18 protein-coding genes are annotated in these 23,627 nt (G+C 68.2%); 11 read left to right on the forward strand and 7 right to left on the reverse strand.

Features of this window, described 5'->3' with window-relative positions; all coding sequences use genetic code 11:
* Window positions 1-146: 146 nt before the first annotated feature.
* Entirely contained in the window at window positions 147-1,226 is a 1,080-nt protein-coding gene (locus F3J15_RS13340; RefSeq protein ID WP_069249348.1) for a porin, read from the forward strand.
* Window positions 1,227-1,403: 177 nt separating this feature from the next.
* Here F3J15_RS13340 and F3J15_RS13345 read toward each other — a convergent pair whose 3' ends face one another.
* Both F3J15_RS13345 and F3J15_RS13350 read right to left on the reverse strand, forming a co-directional pair.
* Entirely contained in the window at window positions 1,404-1,742 is a 339-nt protein-coding gene (locus tag F3J15_RS13345; RefSeq protein WP_006398637.1) for a P-II family nitrogen regulator, read from the reverse strand.
* 83 nt (window positions 1,743-1,825) lie between these two features.
* Entirely contained in the window at window positions 1,826-3,532 is a 1,707-nt protein-coding gene (locus F3J15_RS13350) for an NAD+ synthase (protein ID WP_166891579.1), read from the reverse strand.
* Window positions 3,533-3,642: 110 nt separating this feature from the next.
* Between F3J15_RS13350 and F3J15_RS13355 the strand changes: the two genes are divergently transcribed.
* The 3 genes from F3J15_RS13355 (at window position 3,643) to F3J15_RS13365 (ending at window position 7,017) form a co-directional block, all read left to right on the forward strand.
* Window positions 3,643-4,821: a GNAT family N-acetyltransferase gene (locus tag F3J15_RS13355; protein ID WP_166891582.1), complete on the forward strand. Its 1,179-nt coding sequence runs from the start codon at window positions 3,643-3,645 to the stop codon at window positions 4,819-4,821.
* Between the two features lie 302 nt (window positions 4,822-5,123).
* Window positions 5,124-6,158 carry an AraC family transcriptional regulator gene (locus F3J15_RS13360; protein ID WP_089446200.1) on the forward strand — a complete coding sequence of 345 codons (1,035 nt, stop codon included), beginning with the start codon at window positions 5,124-5,126 and terminating at the stop codon, window positions 6,156-6,158.
* Window positions 6,159-6,207: 49 nt separating this feature from the next.
* The gene (locus F3J15_RS13365) at window positions 6,208-7,017 is read left to right on the forward strand and encodes a GIY-YIG nuclease family protein (protein ID WP_166891585.1); all 810 of its coding nucleotides are present in this window, start codon (window positions 6,208-6,210) and stop codon (window positions 7,015-7,017) included.
* Window positions 7,018-7,071: 54 nt separating this feature from the next.
* Here the strand turns inward: F3J15_RS13365 and ppa are convergent, their stop codons facing one another.
* Complete coding sequence (ppa, locus tag F3J15_RS13370; protein ID WP_034178734.1) at window positions 7,072-7,599, reverse strand: inorganic diphosphatase; 528 nt, start codon at window positions 7,597-7,599, stop codon at window positions 7,072-7,074.
* A 274-nt stretch (window positions 7,600-7,873) separates the two neighbouring features.
* Between ppa and F3J15_RS13375 the strand changes: the two genes are divergently transcribed.
* From F3J15_RS13375 to F3J15_RS13385, 3 genes are all read left to right on the forward strand, one after another.
* Window positions 7,874-9,313 (forward strand): aldehyde dehydrogenase family protein, encoded by a 1,440-nt coding sequence (locus F3J15_RS13375; protein WP_069248587.1) that lies wholly within the window; start codon window positions 7,874-7,876, stop codon window positions 9,311-9,313.
* A gap of 92 nt (window positions 9,314-9,405) precedes the next feature.
* Window positions 9,406-10,164: an SDR family oxidoreductase gene (locus F3J15_RS13380; RefSeq protein WP_069248588.1), complete on the forward strand. Its 759-nt coding sequence runs from the start codon at window positions 9,406-9,408 to the stop codon at window positions 10,162-10,164.
* 164 nt (window positions 10,165-10,328) lie between these two features.
* Complete coding sequence (locus F3J15_RS13385) at window positions 10,329-11,633, forward strand: MFS transporter (protein WP_166891588.1); 1,305 nt, start codon at window positions 10,329-10,331, stop codon at window positions 11,631-11,633.
* 289 nt (window positions 11,634-11,922) lie between these two features.
* Here the strand turns inward: F3J15_RS13385 and F3J15_RS13390 are convergent, their stop codons facing one another.
* Genes F3J15_RS13390 through hemC form a run of 3 tightly spaced genes read right to left on the reverse strand, consistent with a single transcriptional unit; the run spans window position 11,923 to window position 16,087 of the window.
* Window positions 11,923-13,110, reverse strand: a complete 1,188-nt coding sequence (locus F3J15_RS13390; RefSeq protein WP_069248591.1) for a heme biosynthesis protein HemY — start codon at window positions 13,108-13,110, stop codon at window positions 11,923-11,925.
* 2 nt (window positions 13,111-13,112) lie between these two features.
* Window positions 13,113-15,083, reverse strand: a complete 1,971-nt coding sequence (gene hemDX, locus F3J15_RS13395; RefSeq protein ID WP_166891591.1) for a fused uroporphyrinogen-III synthase HemD/membrane protein HemX — start codon at window positions 15,081-15,083, stop codon at window positions 13,113-13,115.
* Entirely contained in the window at window positions 15,083-16,087 is a 1,005-nt protein-coding gene (hemC, locus tag F3J15_RS13400) for a hydroxymethylbilane synthase (RefSeq protein WP_069248593.1), read from the reverse strand. Before hemC ends, hemDX begins: the two co-directional genes overlap by 1 nt.
* 207 nt (window positions 16,088-16,294) lie before the next feature.
* Here hemC and ppc point away from each other — a divergent pair, with 207 nt between their 5' ends.
* Window positions 16,295-19,321: a phosphoenolpyruvate carboxylase gene (gene ppc, locus F3J15_RS13405; protein WP_166891594.1), complete on the forward strand. Its 3,027-nt coding sequence runs from the start codon at window positions 16,295-16,297 to the stop codon at window positions 19,319-19,321.
* 118 nt (window positions 19,322-19,439) lie between these two features.
* Here ppc and F3J15_RS13410 read toward each other — a convergent pair whose 3' ends face one another.
* Entirely contained in the window at window positions 19,440-20,192 is a 753-nt protein-coding gene (locus tag F3J15_RS13410) for a class I SAM-dependent methyltransferase (protein ID WP_166891597.1), read from the reverse strand.
* 215 nt (window positions 20,193-20,407) lie between these two features.
* Between F3J15_RS13410 and F3J15_RS13415 the strand changes: the two genes are divergently transcribed.
* The 3 genes from F3J15_RS13415 (at window position 20,408) to F3J15_RS13425 (ending at window position 23,544) form a co-directional block, all read left to right on the forward strand.
* Window positions 20,408-21,217, forward strand: a complete 810-nt coding sequence (locus F3J15_RS13415) for a helix-turn-helix transcriptional regulator (protein ID WP_089446206.1) — start codon at window positions 20,408-20,410, stop codon at window positions 21,215-21,217.
* A 139-nt stretch (window positions 21,218-21,356) separates the two neighbouring features.
* Window positions 21,357-22,766: an argininosuccinate lyase gene (gene argH / locus F3J15_RS13420; protein ID WP_089431567.1), complete on the forward strand. Its 1,410-nt coding sequence runs from the start codon at window positions 21,357-21,359 to the stop codon at window positions 22,764-22,766.
* A 94-nt stretch (window positions 22,767-22,860) separates the two neighbouring features.
* Window positions 22,861-23,544 carry an HAD family phosphatase gene (locus F3J15_RS13425; protein ID WP_166891600.1) on the forward strand — a complete coding sequence of 228 codons (684 nt, stop codon included), beginning with the start codon at window positions 22,861-22,863 and terminating at the stop codon, window positions 23,542-23,544.
* The last annotated feature ends 83 nt before the right edge of the window (window positions 23,545-23,627 follow it).

Below are 23,627 nucleotides of genomic sequence, written 5' to 3' on the forward strand. Positions count from 1 at the left end.
CGCTCAACGGTTTTCCGTCCGCTTGCCCGCGTGCTGCGCTTACCGGCCCTGCACGAGGTCTCCCTGGTTATCCCGCTTTTGCCCGGCGCTCGCGCTCCGGGCATCTCGTGCAGTCTGGGTTGACTTTTTGACAGGGTATGGAGGAGATGATGAAGAAAGCTTTGGTCGCGGCCGCGCTGATGGCTGCTGGGGTGGTGACGGCGCACGCGCAGAGCAGCGTCACGCTGTATGGCCGCCTGGATGCAGGCATCGAATACCTGAACGGCCTGCAAAACGGCCACCAAGTGCGCGCGGAAAGCGGCGACTGGGGCACGAGCCTGTGGGGCTTGAAGGGTAGCGAGGACATCGGCGGCGGCAACAAGGTCCTGTTCCACCTCGAAGGCGCGTTCAACACGATGACGGGCGGCTTCAGCGGCTCGATCTGGGATCGTTTCGCGACCGTCGGTATCTCGAACGACCAATACGGTACGCTGCTGTTGGGTCGCGAGCTCGCGATCGCCAACGGCGTATGGGACTTCGACCCGTTCGGCCAGTCGGCCTGGTCGACGGCATCGCTGGTGCGCGGCCGCAACTGGAACAAGACCAGCAACAACGTGTCGTACCAGTCGCCGTCGCTCTACGGCCTCGACTTCTACGGCCAGTTCTCGTTCTCGAACTCGACCAGCTTCAACGGCAACACGACGGCCGGCCAACCGGGCCGTGCAATGGGCGGTCAGGTCACCTACACGAACTCGCTGTTCCAGTTGCGCGGCATCTACGACGAAACGCGCGACAGCAACGGTCGCTTCTCGGACGTGTTCAACTACTCGCGTGAATACTTCGCGGGCGTGAACGTGTTCCTCGGCCAGTTCAAGGTTCAGGCGGCCTACCAGGCATCGCGCGCCGACGGCAGCGGCGGTCCGGCAGTGAACGCCGGCGTGACCGGTACCCAACAAGTGTGGGGCGGCGTGACGTGGCAGGCAACGCCGGCAGCGGCGCTGATCGCGGCCGTGTATCACGTGAACGCGAACCACGGCGGCGGCAACGCGAACATCTACACGATCGGCGGTTCGTACAACATCTCGAAGCGCACGCTGTTCGACCTGCAGGCCGCGACGGTGCGCAACAGCTCGTCGGCCAACTTCGGTCTGAACGCGAACGGTGCAGGCACCGCCGTGTCGACCGGCAACCCGCATCCGGGCGGCAGCCAGACCGGCGTCTACGCCGGCATCCAGCACCTGTTCTGATCAGGCGCCGTCAAAGAACGATTCGACAACACTTTCCACGCTGCTGCGAGAGGCGCGTATCGGTGCGGTACCCAACCGGGTATCCGCACCGTTTTTTCTTGGGCGGCGAGTTCTTGCGACCCGTGGCCCGATCGGCCGAAGCGGCTGGGAAGTGATCGAATGGCGCGGACGCGGCGCTCAGACGGCCGCTTCGTTCTCTTCGCCGGTGCGGATACGGATCACGCGCTCGACGTCCGATACGAAGATCTTGCCGTCGCCGATCTTGCCGGTGCGCGCCGCGCCGATCACCGCATCGATCACCTGGTCGACCTGCGCTTCCGCAACGACCACCTCGATCTTCATCTTCGGCAGGAAGTCGACGACGTATTCGGCGCCGCGATACAGCTCGGTATGGCCCTTCTGGCGGCCGAAGCCCTTCACTTCCGTCACGGTCAGGCCCGTGAGACCCACTTCGGCGAGCGCTTCGCGGACTTCGTCCAGCTTGAACGGCTTGATGATGGCAGTGATGCGTTTCATGGTGGTTGTCCCCCAATGCTCGTTTGGATGAAAAATCGCGACCCCGATTGTAAGCCTGCGGGCCGCATGCGGCCCAGCACCGCTCAATCGAGACGTTCGGTGAAACGTGACGTGATCGGATAGCGCCAGTCGCGCCCGAACGCGCGATGCGTGACGCGAATGCCGATCGGCGCCTGGCGGCGCTTGTATTCGTTGATCTTGATGAGCCGCGTCACGCGTTCGACGTCGGCCTGCGCATAACCGGCCGCGACGATCTCGGCGAGCGGCCGGTCCTCTTCCATGTACATCCGCATGATCGCGTCGAGCACGTCGTACGGCGGCAGGCTGTCCTGGTCGGTCTGGTTCTCGCGCAGTTCGGCCGACGGCGCGCGGGTGAGGATCCGCTCGGGGATCACGTCGCGCAGCGGGTAGTCGGCCGTTTCGTTGCGATAGCGGCACAGCCGGTACACGAGCGTCTTCGCGATGTCCTTGATCACCGCGAACCCGCCGGCCATGTCGCCGTACAGCGTGCAGTAGCCGACCGCCATCTCGCTCTTGTTGCCCGTCGTCAGCACGATCGAGCCGAACTTGTTCGACAGCGCCATCAGCAGCGTGCCGCGAATGCGCGCCTGGATGTTCTCCTCCGTCGCGTCTTCCGCACGGCCCGCGAACTCGCCCGCGAGCGATGCGCGGAACGCATCGAACATCGGCGCGATCGCGATCTCGTCGTAGCGCACGCCGACGCGCCGCGCCATCTCCGCCGCGTCGGTGGTCGAGATGTCGGCCGTGAAGCGCGACGGCATCATCACCGCGCGCACGCGCTCCGGCCCGAGCGCATCGCATGCGACGGCCAGCACCAGCGCCGAATCGACGCCGCCCGACAGCCCGATCAGCACGCCCGGAAACCCGTTCTTGCCGATGTAGTCGCGCACGCCCGTCACGAGCGCGCGGTACACCTGCGCGTCCGTCGACAGCTCGGGCGCGATCGGGCCCGGCAGCGGCCGCGCGCCGTCGAATTCGACGATTGCGTGCCCTTCGTCGAACTGCGGCATCTTCGCGACGAGCGCGCCCTGCGCATCGAGCACGAACGAGCCGCCGTCGAACACGAGCTCGTCCTGGCCGCCGACGAGGTTCACGTACACCATCGGCAACCCGGTTTCGCGAATCCGTGCGCGCAGGATGTCGAAGCGCACCGCTTCCTTGTTCATGTGGTACGGCGAGCCGTTCGGGATCAGCAGCACCTGCGCGCCGGCCGCCTTGGCAATCTGCGCGGCCGATGCGTGCCACGCATCCTCGCAGATGATCACGCCGTATTTCACGCCGTTCAGCTCGAACACGAGCGGCTCGGCGTCCGTCGCGAAATAGCGCTTCTCGTCGAACACCTCGGCGTTGGGCAAATCCTGCTTGCGATAGGTGCCGAGGATCTCGCCGCCGACGATCAGCGATACCGCGTTGTAGGTATCGGTGGGCGGCACGCCGCGCTCGATCGGGCGGTTTGCATTACCATCGACGGCTGGCGCGTGCGCGCCTTCGCCCATGCTTCGTAGCGGATGGCCGACCAGCACCGCGAGCCCGTCGAATGCTTTCAACGCGTCGGCGAGCGCGTCGAGTGCCGAGGTCGCCGCCGCGTAGAACGCGGGCCGCAGCAGCAGGTCTTCCGGTGGATAGCCGGACAGCGCGAGTTCCGGCGCGACCATCAGCTGCGCACCATCGTTGTGCGCGGCGCGTGCGGCCGCGACGATCCGTGCGACGTTGCCGGCGAAGTCGCCGACGGTGACGTTGATCTGGGCGAGAGCGAGTCGGGTCTTCATGGCGGGATCGGCGCAGCCCGGCGGCGCGCCCTGAACGGCTGACGAAATCGTCCCGGTGCGGGCCACGCAGGCCCGCGCATCCGGCGACACAGAACGGTACGGATTCACGCTTGAAACACGAACGCATCGATTATCGCACGGGCATCCTGTCGTCCCCCGCGGAGGTGCCGGCCGAAGAATGGAACGCGCTGCTCGCCCGCGACGCGCAGCCGACGCCCTTCCTGCGCCACGAATTCCTCGACGCGTTGCACGTCGCGCGCTGCGCAGTCGACGATACCGGCTGGTCGCCGCACTTCGTCACGCTGACCGACGAGCGCACCGGCCGCCTCGCGGCCGCCGCGCCCGTCTACGCGAAGCAGCATTCGTACGGCGAATACGTGTTCGACTGGGCCTGGGCCGACGCGTACCAGCGCAACGACCTGCCCTACTACCCGAAGCTGCTGTGCGCGGTGCCGTTCACGCCCGTGCAGGGCACGCGCCTGCTCGCGGCCGACGACGACGCGCGCCGCCGGCTCGCGGCCACGCTGCTCGCGTTCGCCGAGCAGAGCGACGTGTCGTCGCTGCACGTGCTGTTCCCGACCGGCGACGAAGCGGCGCTCCTCGAATCGATGGGGATGATGCTGCGCGAAGGCGTGCAGTTCCACTGGATCAACGACCGCTACCGCCACTTCGACGATTTCCTCGGCACGCTCGAGCAGAAGAAGCGCAAGAACATCCGTGCCGAGCGGCGTAAGGTGCACGACGCGGGCGTGACGTTCCGGCGGCTCACCGGCGACCAGATCACCGACGCCGACTGGCGCTTCTTCTCGCGCTGCTACCGGCAGACCTATCGCGAACACTATTCGAGCCCGTACCTGAATCTCGACTTCTTCCGCACGATCGGCGCGACGATGCCCGAGAACCTGCTGCTCGTGATCGCGGAAGCCGGCGGGCAGCCGATCGCGAGTGCGCTCGCCGTCTACCGGCGCGGCGAAAACGGTGGCGGCACGCTGTATGGCCGCTATTGGGGCGCGCTCGAACACGTGCCCTGCCTGCATTTCGAAACGGCCTACTACCAGTTGCTCGAATTCTGCATCGAGGCCGGGCTCGATACGTTCGAAGGCGGCGCACAGGGCGAACACAAGCTCGCGCGCGGCTTCCTGCCGACCGTCACGCACTCCGCGCACTGGCTCGCGCACCCGGCGTTCTCGGACGCGGTCGCACGCTTTCTCGAACGCGAGACCGAGCATATCCATGCGTACGTCGACGAACTGCGCGAACACGATCCGTTCCGGCGCAGCGGCAAGTAACGTCATCAAACGCACCGGCATGCGACGAAGTCACGGCCGGCTTCGCCGCATGCCACACGGCTCCTTCGGCTCCGTGCGCGGCGAGCGTCACCGTCGTCGGCAGCGCCTCGATCGCCCACGCGACGCAATCGTCGAACGCCGGAACGGCGAAGTTTTCATTGATCCGCCTGAATCGATCTGTTGTACTTGTCACCACACTCCAGCGTCCCAGTTTAAAAAATCGACCGGTCACCATGCTTGACCGGCAGGAGCAGTACCTGACCTCTCGCAGCGGGGGCAACCCGAAGGTCATGGAGAGAGACATGGAGTTACGACAGAAATCGGTATCCGTCCGGGTCTACCGACAGGCGCTCGACGACATGCGCCGCAACGGCTTCGACGTCGCGCCGCTGTATGCGACGCTCGGCATCGGCGCGGCCGATCTCGCCGACGACGCGCGGCGCATCCCCGGCGATCGGCACGTCGCCGCGATGCGGCTGATGAGCGATTGGCCGTTGTCCTGGCATCGGCCGCCGCCGCAGGTCGTGCCGTGGCTCGCACCGTTCCCCGAGCTCGCGGGCATCACCTGCAACGCCGCGACGCTGCGCGACGCGCTGCACGGCTACCTGCGCTACCGCGAACTGATCGGCAACGTCGACTGGCTTTTCGCGCATGAAACGGGCGACGCGATCGCACTCGAGTACGTGAACGAGGGTGACGGCCGGCCCGCCAGCAGCGCGTTCGCGAATTTCGCGATCCTCGTCGCGCTCGCGCGCCTGTACGATCCGCACGTGCGGATCGACGAAGCCGCGTTCGCGGGCCGCGCGTTCGCGCCGACGGCCGCGTTGCGCGACCTCCTCGGCGCGGCGGTGTCGTTCGATGCCGCATGCAACCGCGTCGTGCTGCGCTCAGCGCGCTTCGACACACCGTTCGAGCGCTACAACGCGCCGCTCGCGGACATCCAGCGCCATGCGGCCGACGCCGCGCGCGAGCGCGTGCGTGCCCGCTCGACGTTCGGCTCGTCGGTCGAGCAATGCGTGCGCGACTGGCTGCGCACGTCCGACGACGCCGACGTGCCGGCCGACACATTGATGGAGCACGTCTGCGCGCGCTTCGCGATGTCGCGCTGGACACTGCGCCGGCGGCTGCATCGCGAAGCGGTCGGGTTTCACGCGCTCGTCGCGCAGGCGCGGCTCGGTGAAGCGCGCGACCTGCTGCTGAATACGCAACTGCCGATCGGCGAGATCGGCGCGCGGGTCGGCTTCCGTTCGACGAGCGCGTTCACGCGCTTCTTCACGCGCGAACTCGGCGCGGCGCCGAGCCGCTTCCGCGACGGGCACGGCGATCGGTGGCGTTGACGGGCACTTTTTCTGAGACACTGGCGGCTTCGCATCCCGCCGGCCTGCCATGTCCTGGTTTCTGTATCTGATCGAATGCGCCGACGACAGCGTCTATACGGGCATCACGACCGACGTTGCCGCCCGCTTCGACGAGCACGCATCCGGCAAGGGCGCGCGCTATACGCGCTCGCGCAAGCCGCGCGCGGTGCTCGCGTCGTTTCCGCTGCCCGACCGGTCGAGCGCGTCCCGCGCCGAATACTGGGTGAAACGGCTCACGGCGGTGCAGAAGCGGGAACTGGCGGCCGGGCTGCGGACACTGGAGTCGGTACTGCCGGCCGTGGTGGCCGTCGATACGAGCGGTGACGCGGCCGGGTCGAAGGCCGGTGCGCGCGGGCGGAAGAAGGCGAAGAACGTCGATAGTGCGGAGAAGACGGTCGAGACGGGCAAAAGCCCGAAGAAGGCCGGGAAAGCCGAAAAGGTCGACAAGCCTGCAAAAGCCGCCAAGCCTCCCAAGGCGACAAAATCCGCACCGGTCGCGAAACGCAAGAAGCCCGACAGCGATGCGATCGCAAGAAAGACCTCATCGCGCGACACCCCGGTAAAAAAGGACAAACCGGCCGCGCCTTTTTCGTCGAAAGGAAAAGCGCAGGCAGCCAGCGGCAAACCCGTTACGAACGGACGCGAAAACACCGCGCCCGCACCGGCCCGCCGCCGCCCGTCTGCTACCCAAGCCGCCGAAGCGCCCGAGGCTCCCGTTGCCCCTCGCCGCGCGAAGCGCACGAAGGACGCGCCGTCCACCGCCACGTCGCCTGCGGCCGTGCCCGTCTCCGCGCACAAACGCCCCCAGCGCACAAAACAAAACCGCGCGGCCTCCTGAGGAGACACACGCGGTTTGCGTTTCGCACGAACCGGCCGTCGGCCGGTACGCCGCTTACTTCTTGTAGTTCGCTGCGCCGTCGGTGATTTCCTTGTGCGCGGCTTCGATGCCCGCCCAGCCTTCGACCTTCACCCACTTGCCCTTCTCGAGCGCCTTGTATTGCTCGAAGAAGTGCTTGATCTGGTCCTTCAGGTACTCGGGCACGTCGTCGATCGACTTCAGGTTTGCCGTCATCGGGCAGATCTTGTCGTGCGGCACGGCGACCAGCTTCGCGTCGACGCCCGACTCGTCGGTCATCTGCAGCATGCCGAGCACGCGCGAGCGCACGATCGAGCCTGCCAGCAGCGGGAACGGCGTGATCACGAGCACGTCGACCGGATCGCCGTCGCCCGACAGCGTCTGCGGGATGTAGCCGTAGTTCACCGGATAGCGCATGCCCGTGCCGATGAAGCGGTCGACGACGAGAAGGCCCAGTTCCTTGTCCGCCTCGTACTTCACCGGATCGCTTTGCGCGGGAATCTCGATGATCACGTTGAAATCTTGCGGCAGGTCCTTGCCGGCCGGAACATGATTGAAGCTCATGAGCACTCTCTGTAGGTCGATGGGAATTCGGGACAGGGCGCCGCGGCTGATGCATCGCCGCAGGCGTCCCGCAAGGGAATGCGCCATTATAGCCAATCGACCGGTGGCGTCCGGATGACGATCGGCCGATAATCGTTCCGGATGCCCGGCCGTCGAACCACCGGCGGCGTTACATGGAATCGGCGTCGGCGGTTGAAGCGCTGTCGCCGGCCGACCGCGAAACATGGGGCCTGGGTGAGCGCTGAAGCGCTAACTCGGGTCGACAGGAGCTGGCATGGAAGAGGCGAAGCACTTCATCGCGGGCGAATGGACGTTGCCCGCGCAACTGGAAACCATCGCGGTCGTCGATCCGTCCGACGGCCAGCCATTCGCGTCGATCGCCCGCGGCACGGCGCCCGACATCGAGCGCGCGGTCGCCGCGGCCCGCGACGCATTCGCGGGCCCGTGGGGCGCCGCCAGCGCCGCCGAGCGCGGCCGCGTGCTGATGCGGCTGTCGGCGCGTGTCGCCGCCTCGATCGAGGAACTCGCCGCGATCGAAGCGCGCGACACCGGCAAGCCGCTGAAACAGGCACGCGCCGACGCAGCCGCGCTCGCGCGCTACTTCGAGTTCTATGCAGGCGCCGCCGACAAGCTGCACGGCGAAACCCTCCCCTATCAAGCCGGCTACACGGTGCTGACGGTGCGCGAGCCGCACGGTGTCACGGGCCACATCGTGCCGTGGAACTACCCGATGCAGATCTTCGGGCGCAGCGTCGGCGCCGCGCTCGCGGCCGGCAATGCCTGTGTCGTCAAGCCGGCCGAGGATGCGTGCCTGTCGTTGCTGCGCGTCGCCGAGCTGGCCGTCGAGGCCGGGCTGCCGGCCGGTGCGCTCAACATCGTCACCGGCTACGGCCATGAAGCCGGCGCCGCACTCGCGCGCCATCCCGGCATCGACCACATCTCGTTCACGGGTTCGCCGGCCACCGGCAAGCTGGTCACGCAGATGGCGGCCGAGAACCACGTACCCGTCACGCTCGAACTCGGCGGCAAGTCGCCGCAGATCGTGTTCGCCGACGCCGATCTCGAAGCGGCGCTGCCCGTGCTCGTGTCCGCGATCGTGCAGAACGGCGGGCAGACCTGCTCGGCCGGCAGCCGCGTGCTGATCGAGCGCGCGGTGTACGAGCCGCTCGTCGAGCGCCTCGCCACCGCGTTCAACGGGCTGCGCGTCGGCCCGAGCCGCGCCGACCTCGACTGCGGCCCGCTGATCAACGCAAAGCAGCAGCAGCGCGTGTGGGATTTCCTGTCCGATGCACAGCACGACGGCATTCCGATGGCCGCGCACGGGCAGGTCGTCGCCGACGCGCCCGAAAGCGGCTTCTACCAGGCGCCCGCGCTGTTGCGCGACGTGCCGCCGTCGCACCGGCTCGCGCAGGAGGAAGTGTTCGGCCCCGTGCTCGCCGCGATGCGTTTCGTCGACGAGGACGAAGCCGTCGCGCTGGCGAACGGCACGCCGTACGGCCTCGTCGCGGGCATCTGGACGCGCGACGGCGCGCGCCAGATGCGTCTCGCACGGCGCCTGCGGGCGGGCCAGGTGTTCATCAACAACTACGGCGCGGGCGGCGGCGTCGAGCTGCCGTTCGGCGGCGTCGGCCACTCGGGGCATGGCCGCGAGAAAGGCTTCGAGGCACTGTACGGCTTCACCGCACTGAAAACGATCGCGATCCGGCACGGCTGACCGCGCCGCAAGCAGCACTTGGCACGCGGCCGGCAGCGCCCGGCCGCGTGCCGAAGCACGACGACACTCATATCCAGCACAGGAGACACACCATGCGGTTGAGCGGCAAGACGGCAATCGTCACGGGCGGCGGCTCGGGATTCGGCGAAGGCATCGCGAAGACCTATGCGCGCGAAGGCGCGAACGTCGTCGTCAACGACCTGAACGGCGCGGCAGCCGAGCGCGTCGCGAGCGAAATCGCGCTCGCGGGCGGCAAGGCCATCGCGGTGGCCGGCGACGTGTCGAGGCAGGACGACTGGCACGCGCTGCTGCAAGCCGCGCTCGACGATTTCCATGCGGTGCAGATCGTCGTGAACAACGCAGGCACCACGCACCGCAACAAGCCGGTGCTCGATGTAACGGAGGCCGAATTCGACCGCGTGTACGCGGTCAACATGAAAAGCCTGTTCTGGTGCGTGCAGACCTTCGTGCCGTACTTCCGCGAACAGGGCGGCGGCGTGTTCGTGAACGTCGCGTCGACGGCCGGCGTGCGGCCGCGCCCGGGCCTCGTCTGGTACAACAGCACGAAGGGCGCGATGATCACCGCAAGCAAGTCGCTCGCTGCCGAGCTCGGCGCCGACCGCATCCGCGTGAACTGCATCAACCCCGTGCTCGGCGAAACCGCGTTGATGACCGAATTCATGGGCTGCGAGGACACCCCCGAGAACCGCAGCCGGTTCCTCGCGACGATCCCGCTCGGCCGCTTCTCGACGCCGCAGGACATCGCGAACGCGGCGCTTTACCTTGCCTCCGACGAAGCTGAATTCATCACGGGTGTTTGTCTCGAAGTCGACGGCGGACGCTGCATCTAGCCGCTCCTGTCGCGCCGGAATACACCCATCGGCCGACATCCAAGCATTGCTTCGCACGAAACCGGGCCTGGCATCGATACGCCGGCCCCGGCCAACTACAAGGACAGCGGTGCATGGGATCCAAGTAACCGCTAAAGCGCTAACTTTGATCGACAGGAGACAACATGGCAACATCGACGCAGTCGCTGCCGGGCTCGTCCGGCGCATTCGAGGAAGCAACCTATCGCAAGGTGTCGTGGCGGCTCGTGCCGCTCCTGCTGCTGTGCTACGTGGTCGCGTATCTCGACCGCGTGAACGTCGGGTTCGCGAAGCTGCAGATGGCGACCGACCTGAACCTCAGCGACACCGTCTACGGGCTCGGCGCCGGGATCTTCTTCTTCGGCTATTTCCTCTTCGAAGTGCCGAGCAACATCATCCTGCACAGGGTCGGCGCACGCGTGTGGATCGCGCGGATCATGGCGACGTGGGGCGTGATCTCGATCCTGACGATGTTCGTCACGACGCCCGCGATGTTCTACGTGATGCGCTTCCTGCTCGGCGTCGCCGAGGCGGGCTTCTTCCCCGGCGTGATCCTCTACCTCACCTACTGGTATCCCGCGCACCGGCGCGGCCGGATGACGACGTTCTTCATGACGGCCGTCGCGCTGTCCGGCGTGATCGGCGGGCCGCTCTCGGGCTTCATCCTGAAGGCGTTCGACGGCATCAGCGGATGGCACGGCTGGCAATGGCTGTTCCTGCTCGAGGGTATCCCGTCGGTGCTGGTCGGCGTGGTCGTGTTCCTCAAGCTGGACGAGCGGATCGAGAAGGCCAACTGGCTGACCGACGAAGAAAAGGCGCTGCTCACGCGCAACGTCGATGCTGAAGAAGCCACCAAGGAAGACCCGCCGCTCGGCGCCGTGATGTCGAGCCCGCGCGTGTGGCTGATGGCGCTGATCTACTTCTCATTCGTGATGGGGCTCTACGGCGTCGGCTTCTGGCTGCCGACCATCATCAAGGCCACCGGCGTGACCGACACGTTCATGATCGGCCTGCTGTCGGCCATTCCGTATGCGGCCGCCGTGGTCGCGATGATCCTGATCGCACGCAGCGCGGACCGGCACCGCGAGCGCCGCTGGCACGTCGCGATTCCGGCCGCGATCGGCGCGCTCGGGCTCGTGCTGTCGGTGATCTGGGCGCACCAGACCGCGCTCGCGATGCTTGGCCTCACGCTCGCGACGATCGGCATCCTGACGACGCTGCCGCTGTTCTGGAGCCTGCCGACCGCGTTCCTCGGCGGCACCGCGGCCGCGGCCGGCATCGCGATGATCAACTCGATCGGCAACCTCGCCGGCTTCCTGAGCCCGTACATGATGGGCTGGCTCAAGCAGGCAACGGGCGCCAACGATTCGGGCATGTACATGCTCGCCGGGTTCCTCGTACTCGGCGGGCTGCTTGCGCTGTCGGTGCCGAAGCGGCTGGTCGACAAGTAACGTCGGGCGCATGACGCCCGCCGGCCGATAACCGATCGACACCCGAAACGCCCCGCTGGCCGGAACCGCTCCGGCCGGCGGGGCGTTTCTGCTTCCGCACACTCCCGGCCCGAGAGATGCGGGTTCGGTATCCCGCCAACGATGACTCACCGCTCCAAAACTCGGCGCATGACGTGCCGCCCAGGTCCACCCTGGACGAAAAAAAGCCCCGAAGGCCTTCCGGCACATTCGGGGCTTTTTTACGCGGGTTGCGCGGGTCGCCTGCAACAGGCAGCCCGAGTAACCGGCATCAAACCACCGTAATCGCCAGCGCGCTTTCGCGGTAGTGCTTCGCCGCCTTGTCGGTTTCGCCGAGATGCTCGAACAGGCGCGCGAGCGCGCGATGCGCACGCACCTTCAGCGCCTCGTTGTCGGCCAGCTTCAGTGCCGATTCGAGGAACGACTGCGCCTTGCCCCACAGCTGCTGCTGCTGGCACAGGCGACCGAGCGCGAACAGCAGGTCGGCATCCTCCGGGTGATCCTTCTTCCACCCTTCCGCCTTCTGGATCAGCGGCAGCGCATCGGCGCCGGCCGTATCCGGGTAACGGCGCAGCAGGCGCGCATCCCAGTTGTGCGCCAGCGCGTCCTCGACGATGCGGCGCGCTTCGTTGCGGCGCTCGAGCGGGACGAGCAGATCGGCGGCGAGATCGGCGAGACGCGGCGACTGGCGCTCGACCGGCGACAGCGACTGCCACACCTCGAGCAGCGCGTCCGGGTCGTGCCGGCGTTCGCGCAGCAGGTTTTCCGCGGCCTGCTGGCGCAGCCGCACGGCCGCAGCTGGATGCAGCGCCTCGCGCTTCTCGAGCGCCTTCGCAAGCTTCAGCACCTCGGCCCAGTTCTTCAACTGCTGCTGCGCGCGCAGCGCGACCTGCTGTGCATGGATGCGCTTGCCGCCCGCCTGCAGGTCGGCCAGCGCGGCCAGCGCGCCGTCGGCATCACGCGCATCCGCGCGCATGTCGGCCGCGGCGAGCAGCCGCGCGTCCTGCCATTCCGGCGCGTCGACCTTCGACAGCCAGTCGTCGCGGCGCGTGTACTCGTGCATCCGGTGCGCGGCAGTGGCCGCGACGAGACTCGCGGCGCCCAGGTTCGCATCGACCGACAGTGCTTCACGCGCGGCCTTCTCCGCGCGCGAGAAGCGGCCCGCGTACAGGTTCGCGATCGCGTCGCGCAGCGATGCCTGTGCCTTCTCGTTGCGCGAACGCGCCCGATACGCGGCGACCCGCTGCGGCATGCGCCAGATGTTGCGCACGATGCGCAGCAGCGCATACACGACGATGAACAGCACGACGATGGCGATCACGAACAGGTTCAGCGACACGTCGATCCGGTACGGCGGATAGACGAGCAGCACCTGCCCCGCATCGAAGCGGCCGACGGTGGCAAGCGCAGCGGCGATCGCGAACAGGACCGCGAGCCAGACGATTCCTCGAAGCGTCATCGTTACCCCCGGCTCTTGAACTGCTGAACGGCGTTCAGGCTCGTGTTCAGGTTCGGCACCGCAACCGTCAGCGATGCGCCGTCAACCTGCTTGAGCAGATCCTCGACGGTCTGCGTGTCCTTCGATGCCTGGTCGAAATACTTCCCGAGCGACGCCTGTGCGGCGTGCAGGTCGGCCTTCATCGCGCTGTCGTTGCGCGCGAGCAGCGACAGGCGGGCGGTCAACAGGCGCAGCTTCACGTTCTCGCGCACGAAGTAGCCTTGGTCGGGCGACGCGAGCATCGCGTCCGCGTTGTCGATGCGGCGCACCTGCACGAGCCCCTTCAACTGCTGGCCGAGGCCGGCCGAGAAGTCGTGCCACCACACCTTCCAGCGCGGCTCGCCGGCCACGGCCGACGACGCGGCGTCGGCCGGCGCGGCCTTCGGCGCCTCGTGCGGGACGATCGCCTCGCCGGACAGCGGCAGCGCGTCGATCTTCGCGATCGCATCGTCGAGCTTGATCGCCAGGCCCGTGAGGTCGGCGGCCGGTGCGGCCTTCAGCTTCTCGATGTCCAGCGCGAGCGCCTTGCGGACCGTGACGGCCTGCGCGCTCTGCGACGTTGCGAGGCGCGCGTCGGCGTTCTGCAGCGCGATCAGCGCGAGTTGCGTATTGCCGGTCAGCTGAAGCTGCTGGCTCGCGCTCGACAGCATCTGGTCGATTTCCTCGAGCATCCACGCATCGCGGTTGCGCGACAGATCCTGGTATTGCTGCTGCAGCGCCTGCTGTGCGCTCTGCGCGTCGGCGAGCTTGCCGTCGAGCTGCGCAAGCTGCGTGTCGACCTGGTGCGTGCTCGCGAGCGCCTGCTCGGTCTTCATGCGCGTCTCGGCCGTCTGCGCGTCGAGCGCCTTCTGGCGCGTGACGAACGTGCCGTCGAGCCGGTCGATCTTGCGGTTCAGCGCGTAGCCGCCGACGCCCGCCGCGCAGCCGAGCACGACGACGACGAACCACAGCACCGCGCTGCCGCCGCGGCGCGCGGGCGGTTCGGCGCCCATGTAGGCAGGACGGGACGGCGGTGCGGATGCAGCGGCCGGCTGGGAAGCGACGCTTTTGGAATCGTTGGTATCTGTCATGCGTTTAGTCACCGGTGCGGCTGTCGCCGGTTGGACGGCCTCGTCGGCCATCGTTCGAAACGCGCGGACGATGCGCTCATCGCCCGCGCCGGTCAGCGTAATCCTATCAAAACCCAATGAACGCGCGGTCTGCTCGATCCGCGGATGCGGCGTCACGAGCGGCGCGTGCTTCAGCGCGTCGATCTCGGCATCGTTCAGATGCGCCCGCGCGAGTTCGTGCAGGTTGCGCACGCCTTCCGAGCTCGTGACGAGCCACGCATGCGGTTCGCCGTGGAGCAGCGCATGCACGCGCTCCCACGCGCCGACGCGCGGCTCGGGCACGACGCGCCGGTACGCGGCGACGAGCGTGACGTCCGCACCGGCCTCGCGCAATCGTTCGGCGAGCCATTCGCGCCCGCCGTCGCCACGCACGATCAGCACGCGCTTGCCCGCCAGCGCCTGCGCGCCGCCGAACGCGGCCTCGATGCTCGCGAACAGGCTTTCCGAATCGTAATGGGGTACGCCACCGTCGGCCGGCGCCTGCGGCGCGATCACGCGATGCGCGGGCGCCGCGATGCCATGACGCTCGAGCGCCGCGACGCTGCCGGGCCCGACCACGCCGACCGGCAGCGCGTTCGGCCAGATCGCGCCGTACTGCGCGAGCGCGCGGTCGATCGCGTTCGGCGATACGAAAATCACCAGCGCGTAGTCGGCGAGCGCCGCGAATGCCGCGTCGAGCGGCGCCGGATCGTCGACCGGCGCAATGTCGATCAACGGAAATTCGAGCACGTCGCAGCCGGCCGCGGCCAGTTGCGACGCAAGCGCGCCGGACTGGCCGTCCGGGCGCGTCAGGACAGCGGTGAACGCGCGCGCGCCGCCCGCCATCAGGCGTCGCCCTTGCCGGCCGCCTGCGAGCCCGCGAGCAGCGCCCGGACGATGTCGAGCGCGCCTTGCGCCTCGAGTTCGTCGGATACCGCGCGGCCGAGCGCGAGCGCATCGGCGACGGTCATCACGGCCCCGCACTCCTCGGCCGTCAGCACGCGCTTGCCGTCGGTCGTCGACACGCGGCCCGTCAGGTACAGTTCGCCCGCGCGCCACACCGCGTGCGCGGCGAGCGGCACCTCGCAGCTGCCGCCGAGCGCGCGCGACACCATCCGCTCGGCCTCGACCGCGAGCGCGGTCTGCGGGTCGTGCAGCGGCGCGAGCCATGCGGCGACGTCGTGGCGATGCGATGCGATCTCGATGCCGAGCGCGCCCTGGCCCGCGGCGGGCGGGCTCGCTTCGACGTCGATCAGCGTGCGAATGCGCGCTTCCAGGCCGAGGCGTTTCAGGCCGGCGGCCGCGAGGATGATCGCCGCGTAGTCGCCGCGATCGAGTTTCGACAGGCGCGTGTCGAGGTTGCCGCGCAGCGGCAGCACGTCCAGGTGCGGGTAGCGCGAGCGCAGCATCGCTTCGCGGCGCAGGCTCGACGTGCCGACCACGGCGCCGGCCGGCAGCGCGTCGAGCGACGCGTAGTCGTTCGACACGAATGCGTCGCGCGGGTCCTCGCGCTCCATGATCGCGGCGAGCGAGAACCCGTCGGGCAGCGCCATCGGCACGTCCTTCAGCGAATGCACGGCGAGATCGGCGCGGCCGTCGGCGAGCGCAGCCTCCAGTTCCTTCACGAACAGGCCCTTGCCGCCGACCTTCGACAGCGTGCGATCGAGAATCTGGTCGCCGCGCGTCGTCATCCCGAGGATTTTCACGTCACAAGCTGGATATAATTTGCGCAGCGCATCACGCACATGTTCGGCTTGCCACATCGCCAGGCGGCTTTCGCGCGAAGCAATCGTCAACGTCGCGGGCGGCTGTGCCTGTTGCGGCCCGGCCGCGGGGGTCTCGGAATTCATTGCTGGAACATCGAAGGACGGGATTGAAGATCGAACAATGGTAGCACGCACGCCCCTGCCCGCCCGGGCCCGGAGCCTGCGCCCGGCCTGCCGCCGAGCGGGTCGCGGCGCCGATGTGCGGATGTGCCGCACGTAGCTGGTTGCTTGACCGCAGTTTCGCAGTTTCCGCAGTTCCTTTTGACTCGAGCTTTCCCAAGGAAACCCATCGTGAAGTCTTCCGGATCGGCGCGTACGGCGCGCCGCAATGCTGCCCTGTCCTCCTCCGACGCCTCGACGGACACCGTCGCCACCACCGCGAACGGCCGTGCGAAAACGGCAACGAAACCGAAAGACCCGATACGTCAGACAAAACGCGCGACGAAAGCCGCCGGCCCGGCTGCCCGCACCGCGGCCCGCACGGCCGGTGCGCCGAAGTCCGGCACGCGCACGCGCGAGGACAAGGACGGCCCGCTGTTCGAAGACATCCGCTTCCTCGGCCGCCTGCTCGGCGACGTCGTGCGCGAGCAGGAAGGCGACACCGTGTTCGACGTCGTCGAGACGATTCGCCAGACGGCCGTCAAGTTCCGCCGCGAGGACGACAGCGAAGCCGCGCAGACGCTCGAGAAGAAGCTGCGCAAGCTGACGCCGGAACAGACGGTGAGCGTCGTGCGTGCGTTCAGCTATTTCTCGCACCTCGCGAACATCGCGGAAGACCGCCACCACAACCGCCGCCGCCGCATCCACGCGCTGGCCGGCTCCGCGTCGCAGCCCGGCACGGTCGCGTACGCGCTCGAACAACTGAAGACGACCGGCAACGCGTCGAAGCGCCTGCTGCAACGCTTCTTCGACGATGCGCTGATCGTGCCGGTGCTGACCGCGCACCCGACCGAAGTGCAGCGCAAGAGCATCCTCGACGCCCAGCACGACATCGCGCGCCTGCTCGCCGAGCGCGACCAGGAACTGACGAGCCGTGAGCGCCAGCACAACGAATCGATGCTGCGCGCGCGCGTCACCGCGCTGTGGCAGACCCGCATGCTGCGCGACTCGCGCCTGACGGTCGGCGACGAGATCGAGAACGCGCTGTCGTACTACCGCGCGACGTTCCTCGACGAACTGCCCGCGCTGTACGGCGACATCGAGGCCGCACTCGCCGAGCACGGCCTGTCCGCGCGCGTACCCGCGTTCTTCCAGATGGGCAGCTGGATCGGCGGCGACCGCGACGGCAACCCGAACGTGACCGCGCCGACGCTCGAGGAAGCGATCAACCGCCAGGCCGCGGTGATCCTCGAGCACTATCTGGAACAGGTGCACAAGCTCGGCGCCGAGCTGTCGGTGTCGAACCTGCTCGTCGGTGCGAACGACGCCGTGAAGGCGCTCGCGGCAGCTTCGCCCGACCAGTCGCCGCACCGCGTCGACGAACCGTATCGCCGCGCACTGATCGGCATCTACACGCGCCTCGCCGCAAGCGCGCGCGTGCGGCTCGGCGAAGGCACGGTGCCCGTGCGCAGCGCAGGCCGTGGCGCGCCGCCCGTGCGTGCGGTCCCGTACGCGGATTCCGAAGCGTTCGTCGCCGACCTGAAGGTGCTGACCGCGTCGCTCGACGAACACCACGGCACGTCGCTCGCCGCGCCGCGCCTCGCGCCGCTCGTGCGCGCGGCCGAAGTGTTCGGCTTCCATCTCGCGAGCATCGACCTGCGCCAGAGCTCCGACATCCACGAAGCCGTGGTCGCCGAACTGTTCGCCCGCGCGGGCGTCGAGGCCGACTACGCGGCGCTCGCCGAGGAAGACAAGCTGCGCGTGCTGCTCGCCGCCCTGGCCGACCCGCGTCCGCTGCGCTCGCCGTACTTCGAATACTCGGCGCTCGCGCAGAGCGAGCTCGGCGTGTTCGAGAAGGCGCGCGAAGTCCGCGCGCAATTCGGCGCACGTGCGGTACGCAACTACATCATTTCGCATACGGAAACCGTCAGCGACCTCGTCGAGGTGCTGCTGCTTCAGAAAGAGACGGGCCTGCTCGAAGGCGCGCTCGGCGTCCCGGGCGGCGATGCGAAGAACAGCCTGATGGTGATCCCGCTGTTCGAGACGATTCCCGACCTGCGCGACGCCGCGCGCATCATGCGCGAGTACTTCGCACTGCCGGGCATCGACGCGCTGATCGCGCACCAGGGCGCCGAGCAGGAAGTGATGCTCGGCTACTCGGACAGCAACAAGGACGGCGGCTTCCTGACGTCGAACTGGGAGCTGTATCGTGCGGAGCTCGCGCTCGTCGACCTGTTCCGTGACCGCAAGATCACGCTGCGCCTGTTCCACGGCCGCGGCGGCACGGTCGGCCGCGGCGGCGGCCCGACCTACCAGGCGATCCTGTCGCAGCCGCCCGGTACCGTGAACGGCCAGATCCGCCTGACCGAACAGGGCGAGGTGATCGCGAGCAAGTTCGCGAACCCGGAGATCGGCCGCCGGAACCTCGAGACGGTCGTCGCCGCGACGCTCGAAGCCACGCTCCTGCCGCAGAACAACGCGCCCGCACAGTTGCCGGCGTTCGAGGCCGCGATGCAGACGCTGTCCGATTCGGCGATGGCCGCGTACCGCGCGCTCGTCTATGAAACCCCGGGCTTCACCGACTACTTCTTCTCGTCGACGCCGATCACCGAGATCGCCGAGCTGAACATCGGCAGCCGCCCGGCTTCGCGCAAGCTGCAGGATCCGAAGCAGCGCAAGATCGAGGACCTGCGTGCGATTCCGTGGGGCTTCTCGTGGGGCCAGTGCCGGCTGCTGCTGACGGGCTGGTACGGCTTCGGCAGCGCGGTGAGTGCGTACCTCGACGGCGCGCAGGACGACGCCGAGCGCACGAAGCGCGTCGCGCTGCTGAAGAAGATGAACAAGACCTGGCCGTTCTTCTCGAACCTGCTGTCGAACATGGACATGGTCCTCGCGAAGACCGACCTCGCGGTGGCGTCGCGCTACGCGCAGCTCGTTTCCGACCGCAAGCTGCGCAAGCACGTGTTCGAGCGGATCGTCGCGGAATGGGAGCGCACGTCGCAGGCGCTGGCGGAAATCACCGGTCACGAAGGCCGCCTCGCGACCAACCCGCTGCTCGCGCGCTCGATCAAGAACCGCTTCCCGTATCTCGATCCGCTGAACCACCTGCAGGTCGAGCTGATCAAGCGCCACCGTGCGGGCGACACGAACGCGCGGCTGCGCCGCGGGATTCACCTGACGATCAACGGGATCGCGGCCGGCCTGCGCAACACGGGCTGATCCGCGTGCGGCGCGGTGCGATTCCGCGCCGACTGACGTCTTGAAAGCCGCGATACGCGATGGTGCGTATCGCGGCTTTTTTCATGCGCGGGCACAAGCGCAGCGACACACCTCGCGCTCAGTGCGCGTCGATCAGCAACGCGTCGTGTTCGAACGAACCGTCGGGCTGCACCGCGTAGTAGCCGCGCACCTCGTCCGGTGCATGCGCCCACAGCGCGCGAATGCCGGCGACGCTGTCGGCCGGCGTGCGAATGCGCGCGACCCACGTATCGAAATCGATCGGCAACCGCCAGCGGCTGTGCACGTGCGCGTCGAAGCCGGCTTCGCGGAACATCGCGAGCCATTCGTCCGCCCGGTAGTCGCGCACGTGCGACGCGTCGCGCAGCACTTCCGCGGCCTGCAGGTACGTGTCGAGAAGCGGATGGTCGTTGCCGGCGATATCGATCATCAGCACGCGGCCGCCCGGTTTCAGCACGCGGCGCACTTCGGCGAGCGCCGCACGCATGTCGTGCCAGTGGTGCGCGCTCATCCGGCTCACGACCCAGTCGAACGTCGCCGTGTCGAACGGCAGTTGCTCGGCCGGACCCTGCTGCGTACGGATGTTCGCGAGCCCGCGTTCGCGCGCGGCGGCGTCGACGGTCGCGAGCATCTGCGCGGCGAGATCGTAGGCGACCACGTCGCGCACGTGCGGCGCGACGGCGAAGCTCGCGTGGCCGGCGCCACAGCCGAGATCGAGCACCCCGGCGCCGGGCGTCGCGCGCACCGCGTCGGCGAGCGTCTGCAGATCGGCGCCCGTCGCGTGGACCGTGCTCGTCAGATAGGCGGCAGCCGTCGTGCCGAATGCGTCGGCGACCTGGTCGTGGTGTTTCATCGTTCGCTCCTTTGTACTGTTGCCGGTGCGCCAGACGCCTCAGCACCTGCTCCGGCCCCATGCAACGCGTTTTGTGGGACGCCCGCTGCCCTGCCAGCGCGCGAGCCGCTACAATAGGCCGGCGCTTGTACCAGTACAAGTTAAGCAGTTATTCTGGTATTCGATACACCTGTCTGACCGATGCCGCGCCTCCGTTTCCATTTCGCCGTTTCCGCATGAACCACCCGTCCTCCGTCTCCGTCCCGCCGCTCGACGCCACGCCCGCCCGCGCACTCGGCGAATTCATCCGCGCCCACCGCGAGCGGCTGTCGCCGCAGGCCGTCGGCCTGCCGCCCGGCCCGCGCCGCCGCACGCCGGGGCTGCGGCGCGAGGAAGTCGCGCAACTGTGCGGCGTCAGCCCGACCTGGTACACGTGGATCGAACAGGGCCGCCCGGTATCGGCGTCGGCCGACGCGCTCGCGCGGATCGCCGTCGCGCTGCAACTGTCGAAGGCCGAGCGCGCATACCTGTTCGAACTGGCCGCGCAGCGCGACCCGGCCGAGCCCGACGTCGCGGGCGGCGACCTGCCGCCGACGCTCGCCGCGACCGTCACGGCAATCGCGACGCCCGCGTACGTGCTCGACCGGCAATGGAACGCCCTCGCATGGAACGCGCCGGCCGCCGCGCTCTTTTCCGGCTGGCTCGACGGCGAGCACGACCGCAACCTGCTGCGCTTCACGTTCATGTCGCCGGCCGCACGCACGCTGATCGTCGACTGGGAAACCCGCGCGCGGCGGCTCGCGGCCGAATTCCGCGCCGATTCGATCCGTCACCTGACCGACGCGCCCACGCGCGCGCTGATCGACGCGTTGACCGCCGGCAGCGACGCTTTCGCGCAGTACTGGGCATCGCAGGACGTGTTCGAACGCGAAGGCGGCCTGCGCGAATTCGACCATCCGGCCGACGGCCGCCTCGTGTACCAGCAGATCACGCTGAAGCCCGCGCACCGCGAGGACCTGAAGCTGGTCGTGCTGGTGCGCGACTGAACGGGCCGGCCTGCGCCAGCCACGGTCGGCAGGCCGCCGCGAACGGCTGCGCGCCGCGGCGGGCAGTCCCGCGAATGTTAGAATCGCGGGATTCCCTCGGCGGCGCACGCCGCCCAAACATCCCCTTCGAAGAATCGCCATGACGTCCCAACTGCACAAAAAGGGCGAGGCCTGGTCGGCCCGCTTCTCGGAACCGATGTCCGAGCTGGTCAAGCGCTACACGTCGTCGGTATTTTTCGACAAGCGCCTCGCGCTCGTCGACATCGCCGGCTCGCTCGCGCACGCGAACATGCTCGCCGCGCAGAAGATCATCAGCGCCGACGACCTGGCCGCGATCGAACGCGGGATGACGCAGATCAAGGGTGAAATCGAGCGCGGCGAATTCGAATGGCAGCTCGACCTGGAAGACGTCCACCTGAACATCGAGGCGCGCCTGACCGCGCTGATCGGCGACGCCGGCAAGCGCCTGCACACGGGCCGCTCGCGTAACGACCAGGTCGCGACCGACATCCGCCTGTGGCTGCGCGGCGAGATCGACCGCATCGGCGGCCTGCTGAACGACCTGCGCGGCGCGCTGCTCGACCTCGCGGAACAGAACGCCGACACGATCATGCCGGGCTTCACGCACCTGCAGGTTGCCCAGCCCGTCACGTTCGGCCACCACCTGCTCGCGTACGTCGAGATGTTCTCGCGCGATGCAGAACGCATGCGCGACTGCCGCACCCGCGTGAACCGCCTGCCGCTCGGCGCGGCCGCGCTCGCCGGCACGAGCTACCCGATCGATCGTCACGCGGTGGCGAAGACGCTCGGCTTCGACGGTATCTGCGCGAACTCGCTCGACGCGGTGTCGGATCGCGACTTCGCGATCGAATTCACGGCCGCCTCCGCGCTCGTGATGACGCACGTGTCGCGCTTCTCCGAGGAACTCGTGCTGTGGATGAGCCCGCGCGTCGGCTTCATCGACATCGCCGACCGCTTCTGCACCGGCAGCTCGATCATGCCGCAGAAGAAGAACCCCGACGTGCCGGAACTCGCGCGCGGCAAGACGGGCCGCGTGAACGGCCACCTGATGGCGCTGCTGACGCTGATGAAGGGCCAGCCGCTCGCGTACAACAAGGACAACCAGGAAGACAAGGAACCGCTGTTCGACACGGTCGACACCGTCGCCGACACGCTGCGGATCTTCGCCGAGATGGTTGCCGGCATCACCGTGAAGCCGGACGCGATGCGCGCGGCCGCGCTGCAGGGCTTCTCGACCGCCACCGACCTCGCCGACTACCTCGTGAAGCGCGGCCTGCCGTTCCGCGATGCGCACGAAGCCGTCGCGCACGCCGTGAAGATCTGCGACGACCGCGGCATCGACCTGGCCGACCTGACGCTCGACGAGATGAAGCAGGAACTGCCGAACGTCGCGCACCTGATCGGCGAAGACGTGTTCGGCTACCTGACGCTCGAGGGTTCGGTCGCCAGCCGCAACCATCCGGGCGGCACCGCGCCCGACCAGGTGCGTGCGGCGGTCAAGGCCGCGCGCGCCGCGCTCGGCCAGTAAGCCTGCTGCTCCGGACGGACGCCTTCGGCGTCCGTTTTTCATTCGGGCGGCCGTCGCGCCGCCCATCGCCTGCCCTGCTTCCCGAATGCCGCCGATGACCTTTTCCGCCGCGCTCTTCGACATGGACGGCCTGCTCGTCGATTCCGAGCGGACCATCATGAACACGTGGATCGACGTGTCGAATGCGCACGGCGTCACGCTGACCACCACCGACTACCTGCAGATCGTCGGCCGTTCGTTCGCCGAAGGCCAGGTCATCCTGGCGCGGCTGATCGGCAACCCCGATACGTTCGACGCGGTGCGCATCCGCGTGCGCGAGCAGCTCGCGGCGCCCGAACCGCATCCGAAGTTTCCGCTGAAGCCCGGCGCGTTCGCGCTGCTCGACGCACTCGCGCAGGCCGGCATTCCGTGCGCGGTCGCGTCGTCGTCCGCGTGCGAGGTCATCCGCGCGCGGCTCGACGCGGTCGGCGTGCTGCCGTTCTTCCGCGCGATCGCGGGCGGCGACGAAGTCACGCGCGGCAAGCCCGACCCGGCCGTCTACCGGCTCGCGGCCGAGCGGCTCGGCGTGCCGGCCCACGCCTGCGTCGCGTTCGAGGACAGCGACTTCGGCGCGCAATCGGCCGCCGGTGCGGGCGCATCGGTCGTCACCGTGCCCGACCTGAAGGCGCCGACGCCCGAAATCGTCGCGCTGAGCCTGCACGTGCTCGCGTCGCTCGACGATGCGGTCGCGCTCGTGCCGTCGTGGTTCGGCCTGCAGGGCACATCGGCGTCCGCATAGGCGCCACGGGCAGGCCGCCACATGCAAAACGGGCACCCCAAGGTGCCCGTTTTGCCGTATCGCCGAACAAACGGCATCGCAAT

Origin of the sequence: Burkholderia sp. Ap-955 (genome assembly GCF_011753045.1) — a bacterium.
In the GTDB taxonomy this organism is placed as follows: Bacteria; Pseudomonadota; Gammaproteobacteria; order Burkholderiales; family Burkholderiaceae; genus Burkholderia; species Burkholderia lata_D.